The organism is Chroococcidiopsis thermalis PCC 7203 (genome assembly GCF_000317125.1).
GTDB classification, from domain to species: Bacteria; Cyanobacteriota; Cyanobacteriia; order Cyanobacteriales; family Chroococcidiopsidaceae; genus Chroococcidiopsis; species Chroococcidiopsis thermalis.
Window position 1 is genome coordinate 1,206,506 of record NC_019695.1, and the last position, 13,962, is coordinate 1,220,467.

Annotated in this window: 15 protein-coding genes and 1 pseudogene; 5 read left to right on the forward strand and 11 right to left on the reverse strand. The window is 43.9% G+C overall.

The features are described 5' to 3' along the window. Positions 1 to 12: 12 nt before the first annotated feature. Together CHRO_RS05320 and CHRO_RS05325 are read right to left on the reverse strand one after the other, a co-directional pair. Positions 13 to 528, reverse strand: a complete 516-nt coding sequence (locus CHRO_RS05320; RefSeq protein ID WP_015153158.1) for a ComEA family DNA-binding protein — start codon at positions 526 to 528, stop codon at positions 13 to 15. Positions 529 to 604: 76 nt separating this feature from the next. Beyond that, a complete protein-coding gene (locus CHRO_RS05325; RefSeq protein ID WP_015153159.1) occupies positions 605 to 1,048 on the reverse strand; it encodes an NINE protein in 444 nt (147 codons plus the stop codon). 251 nt (positions 1,049 to 1,299) lie between these two features. Here CHRO_RS05325 and CHRO_RS05330 point away from each other — a divergent pair, with 251 nt between their 5' ends. From CHRO_RS05330 to CHRO_RS34215, 3 genes are all read left to right on the forward strand, one after another. Continuing rightward, positions 1,300 to 1,623, forward strand: coding sequence for a DUF1825 family protein (locus CHRO_RS05330; RefSeq protein ID WP_015153160.1), 324 nt, complete (start codon positions 1,300 to 1,302; stop codon positions 1,621 to 1,623). 182 nt (positions 1,624 to 1,805) lie between these two features. After that, a complete protein-coding gene (locus CHRO_RS05335) occupies positions 1,806 to 2,780 on the forward strand; it encodes an isoaspartyl peptidase/L-asparaginase (RefSeq protein ID WP_015153161.1) in 975 nt (324 codons plus the stop codon). Between the two features lie 14 nt (positions 2,781 to 2,794). Beyond that, positions 2,795 to 2,929 (forward strand): hypothetical protein, encoded by a 135-nt coding sequence (locus CHRO_RS34215; protein WP_256498689.1) that lies wholly within the window; start codon positions 2,795 to 2,797, stop codon positions 2,927 to 2,929. Here CHRO_RS34215 and glmU read toward each other — a convergent pair. Further along, positions 2,887 to 4,269 carry a bifunctional UDP-N-acetylglucosamine diphosphorylase/glucosamine-1-phosphate N-acetyltransferase GlmU gene (gene glmU / locus CHRO_RS05340; RefSeq protein WP_015153162.1) on the reverse strand — a complete coding sequence of 461 codons (1,383 nt, stop codon included), beginning with the start codon at positions 4,267 to 4,269 and terminating at the stop codon, positions 2,887 to 2,889. The genes CHRO_RS34215 and glmU overlap by 43 nt on opposite strands. Positions 4,270 to 4,436: 167 nt before the next feature. Between glmU and CHRO_RS05345 the strand changes: the two genes are divergently transcribed. Beyond that, positions 4,437 to 6,524, forward strand: a complete 2,088-nt coding sequence (locus CHRO_RS05345; RefSeq protein ID WP_015153163.1) for a heavy metal translocating P-type ATPase — start codon at positions 4,437 to 4,439, stop codon at positions 6,522 to 6,524. Positions 6,525 to 6,949: 425 nt separating this feature from the next. On the opposite strand, the gene CHRO_RS05350 is transcribed toward CHRO_RS05345, so the two are convergent. The 8 genes and pseudogenes from CHRO_RS05350 to CHRO_RS05385 form a co-directional block, all read right to left on the reverse strand. Beyond that, positions 6,950 to 7,237 carry a hypothetical protein gene (locus CHRO_RS05350; RefSeq protein WP_015153165.1) on the reverse strand — a complete coding sequence of 96 codons (288 nt, stop codon included), beginning with the start codon at positions 7,235 to 7,237 and terminating at the stop codon, positions 6,950 to 6,952. Between the two features lie 34 nt (positions 7,238 to 7,271). Next, positions 7,272 to 8,021 (reverse strand): DevA family ABC transporter ATP-binding protein, encoded by a 750-nt coding sequence (locus CHRO_RS05355; protein WP_015153166.1) that lies wholly within the window; start codon positions 8,019 to 8,021, stop codon positions 7,272 to 7,274. A 12-nt stretch (positions 8,022 to 8,033) separates the two neighbouring features. Continuing rightward, positions 8,034 to 8,375, reverse strand: a pseudogene (locus CHRO_RS05360) (four helix bundle protein). 71 nt (positions 8,376 to 8,446) lie between these two features. Next, positions 8,447 to 9,607, reverse strand: a complete 1,161-nt coding sequence (gene devC / locus CHRO_RS05365) for an ABC transporter permease DevC (RefSeq protein ID WP_015153167.1) — start codon at positions 9,605 to 9,607, stop codon at positions 8,447 to 8,449. A gap of 149 nt (positions 9,608 to 9,756) precedes the next feature. Then, positions 9,757 to 10,077, reverse strand: a complete 321-nt coding sequence (locus CHRO_RS05370; protein WP_015153168.1) for a DUF2834 domain-containing protein — start codon at positions 10,075 to 10,077, stop codon at positions 9,757 to 9,759. 140 nt (positions 10,078 to 10,217) lie between these two features. Further along, entirely contained in the window at positions 10,218 to 11,381 is a 1,164-nt protein-coding gene (locus CHRO_RS05375; RefSeq protein ID WP_015153169.1) for an ABC exporter membrane fusion protein, read from the reverse strand. 73 nt (positions 11,382 to 11,454) lie between these two features. Beyond that, a complete protein-coding gene (locus CHRO_RS05380; RefSeq protein ID WP_015153170.1) occupies positions 11,455 to 12,015 on the reverse strand; it encodes a TetR/AcrR family transcriptional regulator in 561 nt (186 codons plus the stop codon). 232 nt (positions 12,016 to 12,247) lie between these two features. Continuing rightward, positions 12,248 to 13,450: a phosphoglycerate kinase gene (locus tag CHRO_RS05385; protein WP_015153171.1), complete on the reverse strand. Its 1,203-nt coding sequence runs from the start codon at positions 13,448 to 13,450 to the stop codon at positions 12,248 to 12,250. Positions 13,451 to 13,540: 90 nt separating this feature from the next. On the opposite strand from CHRO_RS05385, the gene CHRO_RS05390 reads away from it, so the two are divergent. Further along, a complete protein-coding gene (locus tag CHRO_RS05390; RefSeq protein ID WP_015153172.1) occupies positions 13,541 to 13,939 on the forward strand; it encodes a universal stress protein in 399 nt (132 codons plus the stop codon). Positions 13,940 to 13,962 lie beyond the last annotated feature (23 nt).

Sequence of the window (13,962 nt, forward strand, 5' to 3'; positions counted from 1 at the left end):
TTAAGATGAGACTCAAAAACTTAAATAATGCATTAACTGAGAAATAATCTGACCTGGAAGGGACAATCGTTTTTGAAAATCAACTAAATTTCGATAAGCACCAGCCATCTGACGATTTTCTACAACTGCTTGCGCTAATGCCAAATCCATAGTGGGAATTTGGATTAAATCTTCTACTGTCGCTGTATTGGGATTGAGGCGAATCAGAGGAGAAGTCTCTGCATCGTAGTAACAGAATTTGAGGATTGGTGTCAAGGGTGCGAGGCGTTGTACGGGAACGCTCAAAGCAGCGGCAATATCTTCAATACAATAAAACTGTACCCCAGCATGGCTGAGTTGAACGAGCGATCGCGCTTGATGTATGGAAAGTCCCGGTAGCCTCAACCAGTCATCTACCGTTGCCTGGTTGACATCAATCTGAATTCCTAAAGACACCGCCACAGCAATTTCTTCTAATGATTGCAACCGATAATAGGGATCGTTTAGCAATCTATTGCGGATCGTTTGAATTTGCAGCCAGCTTAACATTTGGCAGTCAGTTATCAGTGGTTAGTGGCTGGTGGTTAGTGGCTAGATGTTCTTTACTTAAGACTTCCGACTTATTTCAAATACTATCTAATAACTGGCGGCGTTTTTGCTCGAATTCGTATTCCGAGATTAACCCCTCTTGGCGGAGATTGTCTAATTCTCTCATGGCATCTGCGATCGCGCTCACTCGGGCTGGCATGACTGTAGTTGAGGGGCGCTTAGATAAAATGGAAAAATTGGCAAGATTAGTTACGCTCGTTCCAGACATGCCTAATTCACCGAATTCAGAATTAAAGTTGAGGTCAAACTCCTCACTGTCTTGTACTAAATACCAAAACCCTTCAATAGCGCTAGCAACGCGGGGAATAGGTGTCCACGATAGCAGTAGATAAAGCAGTCCCCACAAAGGCTGTCCCAAGTAAAACTTGTGCAATCCAGCGATTGGCATCGGCAACACCGTACAAGCAAAAGCCAGAGTAGCAGCAACTTTACGATTTTTTTGTTGGCTGACGATGCTCATGAGGACAACTCCAAAGGAAAAGGGGGGATTAAAGGTATTTTGTCAAGCCAGCGATCGCTTTTTTAACTACCTTACCTTCTATATTATTCATTCCCTTATCAGTTATCAGGGAGCAGGGAGCGCACGAGCAGTGACCAATGACCAATGACCAATGACCAATGACTGCTGTATTAAATTGTCGTCTAAACTAGAATGATATTAGACGTACCTATAAAAACTCTGAGTGCCTCACTCAAATAATTACAAGCGCTATGGGATTTTTTGATTCTGATATAGTTCAACAGGAAGCCAAACAGCTGTTTGAGGATTATCAAGCGCTGATCAAGCTGGGGAATAGCTACGGCAAATTTGACCGCGAAGGAAAAAAGCTATATATCGATCAAATGGAAGCCATGATGGAGCGCTATCGGATTTTTATGAAGCGCTTTGAACTTTCAGAAGACTTTATGGCACAAATGACGGTAGAACAACTTAGAACTCAGCTCAATCAGTTTGGGATCACGCCGCAGCAAATGTTTGAGCAAATGCATAATACTTTGGAGCGGATGAAAGCAGAGCTAGAGAGTCAGTCCTAATGAGGAGTAAGTTGTAGGGGGCGGGTTCACAAAAGAAATCTGACTCTGACAAATATTTCAGGTAAACCCGCCCGTACAGTCGTAAGTGTTTTCTACTTATGGCTTTTGACAACTGAGAACTAATCACCGATTGCTGGTCGCTGTTCTAGCCTCTTTGTGGTACTTTTAAGCACGGAGACGAAATGGAGTTAGACGTGCAACCAAAAGTCATTATTCATGGTGGTGCAGGCAGTTCGCTACACGGCAAAGGTGGAGTGGAAGCAGTGAGGCGATCGCTCTACCCGGTTATTGAAGATGTTTATGCTTTACTGCTAGAAGGAAAGAGTGCTTGCGAGGCAGTGGTACGTGGTTGCCAAATGTTAGAAGACGATCCCTTGTTTAATGCTGGAACGGGATCGGTGCTGCAATCGGACGGACAAATTCGCATGAGTGCGGCGCTGATGGATGGTATTGCTCAAAGATTTAGCGGTACGATCAATGTCTCGCGAGTCCAGCATCCAATCGAACTAGCATTATATTTACAAAACTCTCCCGATCGCGTGTTGTCAGACTTTGGGGCAGCAGAACTATTGCGAGAACTGCAACTGCCTAGTTACGATCCGATTACGGAGCGTCGTCTCAACGAATGGCTGCAAGAAAGGCAGGAAAATTTCACAAAGACGATGGCGGCGGTAGTGGCAGAAGTCGGGGTAGGAGATGATGCAGACACCGCAGTTGTCGATACAAGTGCTAGACGGGGGACAATTGGCGTAGTCGTGCTAGACAGCCAAGGAAAGCTAGCATCTGGTACATCTACAGGTGGTAAAGGGTTTGAACGCATCGGACGTGTCAGCGATTCTGCCATGCCTGCGGGAAATTATGCTACAGCACACGCTGCCGTAAGCTGTACGGGAATCGGCGAAGACATCATCGATGAGTGTTTGGCAGCGCGGATCGTCGTCCGCGTCACGGATGGTATGTCTTTGTTAGATGCGATGCAACGATCGTTTACTGAAGCCAGCGATCGCCAGCGAGACTTAGGGGCGATCGCCCTTGATGCTTCTGGGGCGATCGCTTGGGGTAAAACTAGCGACGTGATCTTGGCTGCTTTCCACAATGGCGATCGCATTGGCGATACTTTGGAATTGCCCGTAGGGACGCAGGTTGGTTGTATTTGAGTGGCTGGTGGCTAGTGACTAAGTGGCTAGGGAAGGGGACAAGGGGGAGTAGGAGGACAAGGGAGACAAGGGGGACTAATTCTAGTCACCAGCCACTAGTCACTAATCACTCCTTCGACTTCAGCCTCCAGCCAGGTTTGACGACCTGACGCGATCTGGCAATAACCAAACAATCGTCGGGTACGTCTTCGGTAATAGTCGAGCCTGCGGCAATGTTGACATCCTGTCCGATCGCGATTGGAGCGACGAGGACGCTATCAGCACCCGTTTTACTGCGATCGCCAATTTTAGTAGGATGCTTTTTTACACCATCATAGTTAGCTGTAATCGTACCGCAACCAATATTGACTTGTTCCCCAATGGTGGCATCGCCTAAATACGATAAATGGGCAGCTTTGGTTTCTGCTCCTAATTTCGTATTTTTCAATTCCACAAAATTGCCAATCCGACAAGCCGCGCCAACTTCAACCTGACCTCGTAGGTGAGCGTAGGGACCGATTTGAGTTTCAGCACCAACAATGCTGTTGCTGACAACAGAATACATCGCGGTGACGTTTTCGCCAATCTGACTATTTTCAATTAAACTACCCGGTCCAATCCGACAGCCAGAGGCGATCGCCGTTTGACCCCGTAGGTGGGTTTGTGGCTCAATGACAACATCTGGTTGAATCTTTACCGTGTCATCAATTGTGACACTAGCTGGATCGATCAGCGTCACTCCTGCTGACATCCAATAGGACTTGATGCGTCTTTGTAAAATCTCGTAGGCTGTTGCTAACTGTTCGCGATCGTTGACTCCCAAAATTTCTTGTTCGTCTTCGATATCAACCGCCATCGCAGGTTGGAGCAAATTTACAGCATCTGTCAAATAGTATTCTTTTTGGTCGTTGTTTGCTTGTAGTTGCGGTAGTACGTTCGCTAAATCTTGCCAGCGAAAACAGTATACCCCAGCATTAACGCGACGATTTTGCTTTTGAGCCGCGCTACAGTCGCGGTCTTCAACAATTTGCTGGACGATGTTTTGACCGTTACAAAATACCCGTCCGTAACCTTGAGGATCGGAAAGTTGAGCCGTGAGAATGGTAGCAGCATGTTGGTGCTGTTTGTGGGTTTGAATCAGCCGTTGTAGAGTTTGGGGTCGTAACAGGGGAACGTCACCATTCAACACCAATAAATCCCCTTGAAAGCCTTCTAAATGTGGCAGGACTTGCTGAATTGCGTGACCCGTACCTAACTGCTCGGTTTGTTCGACAAACTCCAACTTTGGCAAGGAATTAGAGACAAGCGAGCGGTTGGGATCTAAAAGAGCTGTCTTCACTTGCTCGGCTTGATATCCCACAATCACCAAAACTCGATTGGGAGAGATTTCCAGACTACCCAGGATCGCTCGTTCGATCAGCGATCGCCCTCCGATTTGATGTAAAACTTTGGGCAACGTCGATTTCATTCGCGTACCGCGCCCAGCTGCCAAAATTGCTACCGCTACCATATGTTTAGACTTGGCTATCTGCTATTCGCCTATTCAAGGATAAAGGAATCGGTGACTAGTGACTAGTTATCAGTGACCAGTGACCAGTGACCAGTGACCAGTGACCAATGACTTGACATTGACATTGATGTCAAGGTTTAGGGTGAGAGGGTGTATGTGCGGTTGCTATGACTTACTTCGCGATTACCCGTTTCAAAACCTTATCGAAAACTTTATTTCGAGTTTTCAGTCGAGAACATCTAGATGCGATCGCTGCTTTTGTCTGTGCTGTATTGGTACTTTTGGGCTGGATAGCGCTCCAAATAGGTTGGCTCGGGCTGGGATTATTGTTACTACCAGCAGCATACGTTATCGGCGGGTATGAGAGCGCGAAGGAGGGGCTGACAACTCTGTGGCAAGAAAAAGAGTTGGATGTAGACTTATTGATGATTGTCGCTGCTTTGGGGGCGGCGGGATTAGGTGTGTGGCGGCGGGAATATTACCTAATTGTCGATGGGGCAGTTCTAATTTTAATTTTTGCTATCAGTGGGGCGCTGGAAGGCTATGCAATGCAGCGTACGGAACGAGATATTCGCAGTTTGATGAGTCTGAGTAGCGATACAGCTAGGGTAGTGGATCGCGGACAGGAAAAGTTGGTTGATGTCGAGCGGTTACAAGTTGGCGATCGCATTTTGGTTAAACCTGGGGAACTCATTCCCACCGATGGCATCATTCAAGAAGGTTACAGCACCCTCAACGAAGCAGCAATTACGGGGGAGTCTTTGCCAGTAGAAAAGACTGTAGGGCATGAAGTTTTTGCAGGAACTTTGAACGGTAACGGTGCTTTAATTCTGCAAGTGCATCAGCCGCCGGAAAGCAGTCTAATTCAGCGCATCATTCAATTAGTCAAACAAGCCCAAACAGAAGCGCCTCCCTCGCAAATGTTTATCGAACGTTTTGAGCGCGGCTATGCCAAAGTTATCGTTCTTGCTGGGATTTTATTGGCAATTTTACCCCCATTTATTTGGGGTTGGAGTTGGGAAACAACAATTTATCGCGCTTTAATTTTTCTCGTTGTTGCCTCTCCTTGCGCGTTAATGGCAGCAATTATGCCGACATTGCTATCGGGAATTGCTAACGGTGCAAGACAGGGAATTTTATTTAAAAGTGGGGCGCAGTTAGAGATGATGGGAAAAGTGCGAGCGATCGCATTTGATAAAACTGGAACTCTCACCACGGGCAAATTAGCAGTCACAGAAGTTATCCCTACCACTGGGCATTCAGTCGATGAAGTTTTACAAATTGCTGCTGCTTTAGAAGCCTATTCCGAACATCCTATCGGACAAGCGATCGTCACCGCTGCCCAACAAAAACAAATCGAATTCGTTCCTGCTGTTGGTGTATATTCTCACCCAGGACAAGGAATTATTGGGGAGGTTTATAGCCAGCAAGTCCTAGTAGGAAAAGCTGATTTTTTAATTCAAAATTCAAAATTCAAAATTCAAAATTTGGAATTAACTAATAACTCCCCTGTAAGGGCGCACAGCAGTGCGCCCCTACCGACTCCCGATTCCTCTGTACGGGCGAGTTTAGCAGATAGCTTGACAATTCCATCTGGCGATTTTTGGTCAAAACCCGCCCCTACAACTCCCGAACTATCCCAACACCTCGAAGCCGAAGGTAAAACCGTCATCTGGGTAGCACGAGAAAGTGAAATCATTGGGATTGTGGCTGTAGCCGACACCCTACGTCCCAAGGCTGTGGAAGTCATTAAGCGGCTAAAACAATTAGGAATTGAGGAAACGATCGTATTAACAGGCGACAATCAGCGTACAGCCGATCGCATTGCCCAATCTGTGGGGATCGATCGCGTTCATGCTGAATTATTACCTGAAGATAAAGTCAAAGTTATTCGTCAGCTTCAGAGCCAATATCAAACTGTAGCTATGGTAGGAGATGGCATCAACGACGCACCAGCCTTAGCTCAAGCATCGGTAGGGATTGCTATGGGTGTGACTGGTAGCGATGTTGCTTTAGAAACCGCCGATCTGGTTTTGATGGCGGATCGTTTAGAAAAATTAGTAGTAGCAATTCATTTAGGTCGTCGATCGCAAAGAATTATCAAACAAAATATTACCTTTGCTCTCAGCTTTATTGTGTTACTACTCATTGCTAATTTTACTGGCAACATGAATATGCCAATTGGTGTAATTGGTCATGAAGGATCGACTGTCATTGTGACTTTGAGTGGTTTAAGATTGCTAAGAAATTGGTAATTTGTGAGTGGATGGTGACTAGTGACTGGTGACTAGAAATTGAGAAACTAGCCACTAACTACTAGCCACTAGTCACTGATATCTAATAGAAATTTCTAAATTAACGAGAAAACTAGAATCCAAATTAGAAATATCAAACATGCAATAATTAATCTTGGTTCAGAGAACATAATTAGCGCGATTAAACCCAGACATCCTAAAATAGCTCCGTAGACAAGACCCATTTCAAACAGATGTTTATCTTCATCTTCGCTGTTTCTGGTCATGGCTAAGCTATTAGTAGAAATATTGAGTTGTATAAATATCGAACTTTAGACGCGATCGCACCTGACTTTGATAAATTAATTAATTCAAATGCTTTATTTATACTATGTATTTGCTACTGAGTCTAGTCAGTTTATCAAGCTCATCACACATATCATTGACTACTTAACCTTAATAGATAACATCCGCTCTAGCAGTGCAACTTTTTGCAAACGGGCAAATGCTCTATTTCTCTGCTGCTGACGATGATAGTGTCGGCGTAACTTTCTAGTCACGAGTATTGATACGAGCATAAATATTGGTAATACTACAATTGCCGATGGAATCAGCAAATCGTTGTGACTGGTTTGCGCGTCTGCGTTAAATTTGCTACAAGTCTCCTGCCAAGTTTTAGTATTTGCCCAAGCGTTAGGTGTTTGGCAGATATTAGCAGCGTCTAGATTATCCACTTTTGATTCTCCTGGGTAGTGACTCCATATATATCTACTCACCCAAGACAGCTGAATTCGGATTATTGGCTAAATAACCATCTTCCATGTAAACAATGCGATCGGCGATGTCGAGAATGCGGTTATCGTGGGTGACAAGCAGGATGGTGCAACCCTGTTCTTTTGCCAAACGCTGCATAATCTCTACCACATCACGTCCAGATTGTTTGTCAAGTGCGGCTGTTGGTTCGTCTGCTAGAACAATTTTAGGATGACTGACTAACGCACGGGCGATCGCGACTCGTTGTTTTTGTCCTCCTGAGAGGTTTTCTGGATAATAATCGACTCGATTTCCCAAGCCAACGCTTTCTAGCATGGCTGTAGCTTTAGCATTTAAATCTTCAGCAAGATAGCGATCGTGTAATTCTAAAGACATTCTTACATTTTGTTTTGCAGTTAAGAATGACATCAAGTTATGTGCTTGAAAGATATATCCAATTTGGCAGCGCAACCGAGTTAATAGTTGTTTGTTTGCCCCGCGAATTTCTTGTTCTAAAATTTTTAAGCTACCCTCTTGAGCCGATCGCAACCCTCCCATTAAGGTTAATAGTGTTGTTTTCCCAGAGCCAGAAGGACCAGTCATAATAATAATTTCTCCAGGCATAATCTCCAAATTAATATCAAATAAAACTTGTTTTTTTAGTTCGCCTTGTCCGAAGTAATGATTGAGGTTTTGAATAGAAATGACAGGTTGCATGGTAATGGGTAATGGGTAATGGGTAATTGGTAATTGTAAGCTATCCATTTTCCAAAGATTTTAGATAGCGTTCAATCTAGGAATTAATTCGTCAATTATTGGTTTAAGTTTAGCTGATTGTTCGGTATTAAGAATGTTTCGAGTATATGCTAAGCGTAACTAACTAATGGTTGCATACAAAGATCCTCTAGCTATCTTTATAAACCTCTGATTATCTTTGAAATTATGACGACCGCGCCCTTCTGCAATATTGACACAAATACTATCCGCAGCGCGGACAATTTGTTTTCCCATCGTATCTTTAGTAAAACCATCCCATTGCTGAACAATCTGCCAAATTGTATTCGCTAAGCGTTCAGCCAACTTATACACTTCCAAACTCTCAAAGTCAGGTCTAGCCACTCAACAACTCTCATCTTATACTCCATGTCTTATATTTCCCCTTGCTAACCAACAATTACCCATTACCCCAATCAAAAAACATCAGCAGGATCGGCAGAACGCAATTTTTGCATGGCGATCGCCCCAGAAATACTACACATAATAAACGTAATTGCTAATACAAAGATTGCTCGTTCCGCTTTCATTCCAATTGGCATTAAAATTGCTGCTGCTGCAACTTGATATAGTCCTAAAGAAATCAGAAAACCAGGAATATACCCCAAAATTGCTAATATTATTGATTCTTGAATCAAAACGCTTAATAAATAGCGATCGCTATATCCCATTGCCTTAAGCGTGGCGTATTCTGGCAAGTGATTGGCAACATCGGTGTAAAGAATTTGGTACACGATGACAATGCCTACAATAATTCCTACAACTACACCAAGCCCAAAGATAAATCCAATTGCACCTTGGCTTTCCCAGTAGTATTTTTCTACTTCTGCAAATTCTTGTGGTGTCATGACTCTGACATCATTCGGCAAATTTGCTGTTAATTGTGCTTTGACAGTTTCTGAGTTTGTTCCTGGCTTGAGTTGAATTAATCCAATTTCAATTTGATTCGATTTGCGCTCGGCTAGTAATTTGAGAAAAGTTGAATTGCTAACTATTACATTCCCATCAGCCGCAAAAGATGCACCAATTCTAAATAATCCAATTGTCCGAATATTTTGCTGATTTAACTGTATTTCCACGCTACCTTGCTTTTCCACTGTTTCTGCGATCGCCCCATATTCTGGACGTGAAGCGCGATCGAATAAAGCAGTATTTAAAAGTTGCAATCGCTTCGCATTTTGTTGAATTTCTGGTACGGCAAAGCTAGGTGCATTTGGATCGATACCCCAAATTAAAATCGTTCTGTCAATCCTCGTTGTAGGATTTTTCCATTCTCCTCTCCCAATATAAATTGAACTGACAGAAGACACGCCATTGTATGCCAATGTTTGATACAATCTTTCCCTTGAAAAACTTTGCAGCGTAGACAGCGATTCAAATTGCCGATTAATCATCACCAAATCTGCTTGTAGCAAACTTTGTGTCTGTGTCGCACTGTCGTAAAGAGAATCGTTGAATCCCAGTTGAATAAAGATCAGCATATCAGCAAAACTAATTCCCGCGATCGCCACTAGCAACCGCGTCTTTTCTTTCATTAATTGATGCCATGCGAGGGGAATTTTTTTCAGCCATTTCATAATGGTAATTGGGAATGGGTAATTGGTAATTGATGGCGTACATCCATTACTTGTAGGGACGGATTTATCAATATGCTTAGTTCAAAACAGATTTTCTTGGTAAACCCGTCCTTACCTTTGTCGTAGTCAATTAAACTTATTCCGATAATTTATTGGGAATTCTGAATGAGATATCTTTGACGCATGAGAAGAAATAACGGTAAACCTGTAGAAATACCAATTAAACTACTAGCAAAATAAACCCATAAATATTTCATACCTAGCCGCGAACCTTCCCATAAAATAAATACCCACAAAACTAATTCTGCAACAATGACATCCCAACCAAATAAGGTTGAAATTTTGTTAGCAAATAGCTGTTGTACAAAGATTTGAGGGTTGAATCCTTGCTCGAATAGAAAAGGTAAAATTTCAGAGAAGGCTAAAGCAGTGCCTAATATACAAAGTGTTAAATACAAAACTTGCACCATCTCAATTTCTCCTTTTCAGTTGTCAGTTGTCAGTCATTAGGCGAGAGGCGAGAGATAGATTCTGACTTTTAACTTTTAACTTTTGACTTTTCCTCGGTTTTTTATACCGAACATGCGTTATGCTTTGAAACAAATAAAATCTATAGTTGAATTGCTGTTTCTACCTGTAAATTTGTCAACCCAGCTACCTGTTGACTAGCTTCTGGAGTTAGGCGAATCTCCACCTCTACTATGCGCCGATCTAGATTTTCTCCAGGTTGGTTGCTGAAGACATTCTGTCGATCGACTTGTAAACCGATTTGGGAAACCTTACCGCTTAACTGTCCTGAAATTGCTTGACTGGTAATGACGGCTGGCTGTCCCAACTTAACTTTACCGATATCAGTCTGATAAACTTCAGCGACAGCAACCATTTGAGCCGTTTGTCCCATTTCTACAATGCCCGAATCACTAATTTTTTCTCCTTCTCGCGTGCGAATCTTGAGAATTTGCCCAGACATAGGGGCGCGAATATAGGCTTCTTGTAGCTGCGTTTCCGATGTTTTCACAGCGGCGATCGCAGTATCCACTTCTGTTTGGGCTGCATCCACATCTACCGGACGTACCTCGGCAATCCGATTCAGGGTAGCTTTGGCTTCTTGTAGTTGAGCCTGTAAAGTTTCCACCGTGCGGTTTTTCCCCGAAAGCGCTTCCTTTAATTGTGCTTGAGCGGTTTCTAGGGTTAATCGCCTGCTATCTATGTTCGATGCAGAGATTGCACCTTGACGATATAATTGTAAAAAACGATTATACTCTGCTAGGGCGTTGTTAACTTCTGCTTGATAGCGAGCAATAGTAGCATTTTGAGTTGACGTTTCTCCAGCAATTTCTGCTTGTATCCGGGTAATAGTCGCTTCTTGCGCCTTAATTTCTCCTGTTTTTGCCCCTGCTCTCACCTGTGCTAACTTAGCTTGGGCAACTCTGACTTGTTCGCGTACTTGTGCCAAAGCATTTTGCAAGCGATCGCGAGAATCTAAAATCGCAATAGTTTGTCCTGCTTTGACGCGATCGCCTTCTTTAACTAATAATTGGTCTACGCGATCGCCATCCAATGCAGATGGGGCAAATAAGCGAATTGCTTCTGTTTCTGGTTCCAGTCGTCCCAAAGCCGTAACTTGCGTCACTGGGGGAGTTGTCGCCACAGGAGGAGAAGGCTGAGAAGATTGAGAAACGACATAAAAGCCAGTTGCCCCTGTTATAGCAGTTGCCGTCAGAATTAACCCCGCTATCCAGCGATTTGAAGGTTTTAAAATTTCATTGGTCATTGGTAGTTGGTAATTGGTAATGGGTAATTGGTAATTGCTCCCTGATAACTGATAACTGATAACTGATAACTGATTATTTCAGGTATGCTACAAGAATTTTGCTGAGTAAGGTTGCTTGTTCTGGATAGGAAATTGTTTCAGTTTCAAATATTCCTCGCATTAATAAACCGTAAAGATAGTTCAGGACAAAATCCGCGATCGCTTTATCTGGTACTTGCAAATAGTCGGCGATCGCTTGCGTAGTCTTATCCCAAGAGCTGTGAAAAGCATTATTTTTGGTCAGTTCAGCTTTTTCCTGCTGGTAGAATTCCACCCAAAGTAAAACTTGCTTGCAAAAATTATCTTCATTTTTAGCAACAAAATTGAACATAGTTTCAATTCGCTCTGTTAAGGTGGGTGGATTTCCCGCCTCAGCCAAGAAGTTGAGCAAGTCTTGTCTGTCTAGTTCTTCTACCAACTGAAGAAATAAGGCTTGTTTGCTGGGAAAGTAATGATAAAGCGTCCCTGTAGACACGCCCAATCCTTGAGCTAACTGTCGCATGGTGATCGAACCGTAGCCTCTTTCGGCAAATAGATCGAAACTCTTGAGCAACAGTTCTTTACGATATTGGTCGTGGTCTACAATCTTGGGCATCGGGATAATTAATTTGACCCCATATTAAATCGAACGTTTGATATAAATAAATATAAAACAAATGTCCAAGATAAATCAAGTAGGAGCGGGTTTGTTTTACAGCAAATATGTCAAGTAACAAATACATTTGCTAGCAAACCCGCCCGTACTTTAATTTCCCCCCTTTTTAAGGGGGGTTAGGGGGGATCGAAATCCCGCTTCTTCAACTGCGGATTTCCTCTCAGTCTCCGAATCAGGCATCATCCAAAGCAGCAATACCGGGTAGTTCCTTACCTTCAAGTAACTCCAAGCTAGCGCCGCCACCAGTTGAAATATGGCTCATTTGCTCAGCTACACCGACTTTCTCCACCGCTGCTACAGAGTCACCACCACCGATGATGGAAGTTACGCCTTGCTTGGTGAGATCGGCAAGAGTACGAGCGATCGCTTCTGTACCTACAGCAAACTTGTCAAACTCAAATACACCCATCGGACCATTCCAAATCACCGACTTGCACTCAGCCAGTGCTGCTTGGAACGTCTTGACCGAATCTGGACCAATATCCAAACCCATACCATCAGATGGAATATTATCCACACTGACGGTCTGAGCGTTGGCATCAGCAGCAAATTTATCTGCTACCACCACATCTGTAGGTAACAATAGATCGACACCACGTTCTTTTGCCTTAGCTTCCAAAGATTTAGCCAGTTCTAGCTTGTCTTCTTCCACCAGCGACTTACCAACATTCAAACCCCGTGCTTTGTAGAAGGTGAAAATCATCCCACCACCCAACAGCAGCTTATCGCACTTGTCCAACAGCGTTTCGATTACGCCAATCTTACTGGAGACTTTCGAGCCACCAATAATTGCCGCTAGGGGACGCTGAGGATTTTCGATCGCGCTTTGGAGATACTGAAGTTCTTTTTCAATCAAATAACCTGCTACCGAAGGGCTGAGGTAGTGAGTTACGCCCTCAGTTGAAGCATGGGCGCGGTGAGCCGTACCAAAAGCATCATTTACGTACAAGTCCGCATTTGCAGCTAACTTTTGAGCAAATTCTGGATTATTCTTCTCTTCTTCGGGATAGAAGCGAACGTTTTCCAGTAGCAACACCTGACCGTTTTGCATTCCTGCAACTTTGCCAGCAACCTCATCACCGATACAATCGTCGCACTTAATAACCTCTTGACCGAGTAATTCGGAAAGGCGCTTAGCAACGGGAGTCAGACGCAATTTATCATCTACACCTTTGGGACGACCAAAGTGACTAGCCAGGATGACTTTAGCACCCTTTTTAATTAAATCTTGAATTGTCGGCAGTGCAGCACGAATGCGGGTATCATCGGTGATATTGCCTTGGTCGTCTAGCGGTACGTTAAAATCTACCCGTACTAACGCCCGCTTCCCAGATAAATCTGACGAGGATAAATTTGCTAGAGTTTTTTTGGACACAGCGTCAACCTCCTAATTGCCTTTTTGGTCTAGTCCATCATTTAGCGCCGTCCACATTTTACCGAAGCATGGGTATCGGAGTTACCACAAATGTTTAAGACTGTTCTGTTTCCGATCGATCGCAGCCGCGAAACACAAGAAGCCGTAGGAGTCGTGGTTGAAATCGTGCAAAAGTATGGTAGCCGTCTAATACTGCTATCGGTAGTAGAAGGATCGGAAGAGGCTGACGAGGGCATGGAATCGCCTGATGTCGTAGCCCGACTTCTCGAAGATGCCCAGTCCGTCTTCAAACAGCAAGGCATTCAAACAGAGGCATTTGAGCGGCAGGGCAAGCCTGCATTTGTTATCTGTGATGTAGCCGACGAAGTTAGTGCAAACTTAATTGTCATGGGTTGCCGAGGACTCGGGTTAACAGAAGAAGGAGTCACCGAAAGCGTCACCAACCGCGTGATCAATCTATCTCCCTGTCCGGTTTTAGTTGTACCTTAATGAGGGAGCAGAGAGCGAGGAGT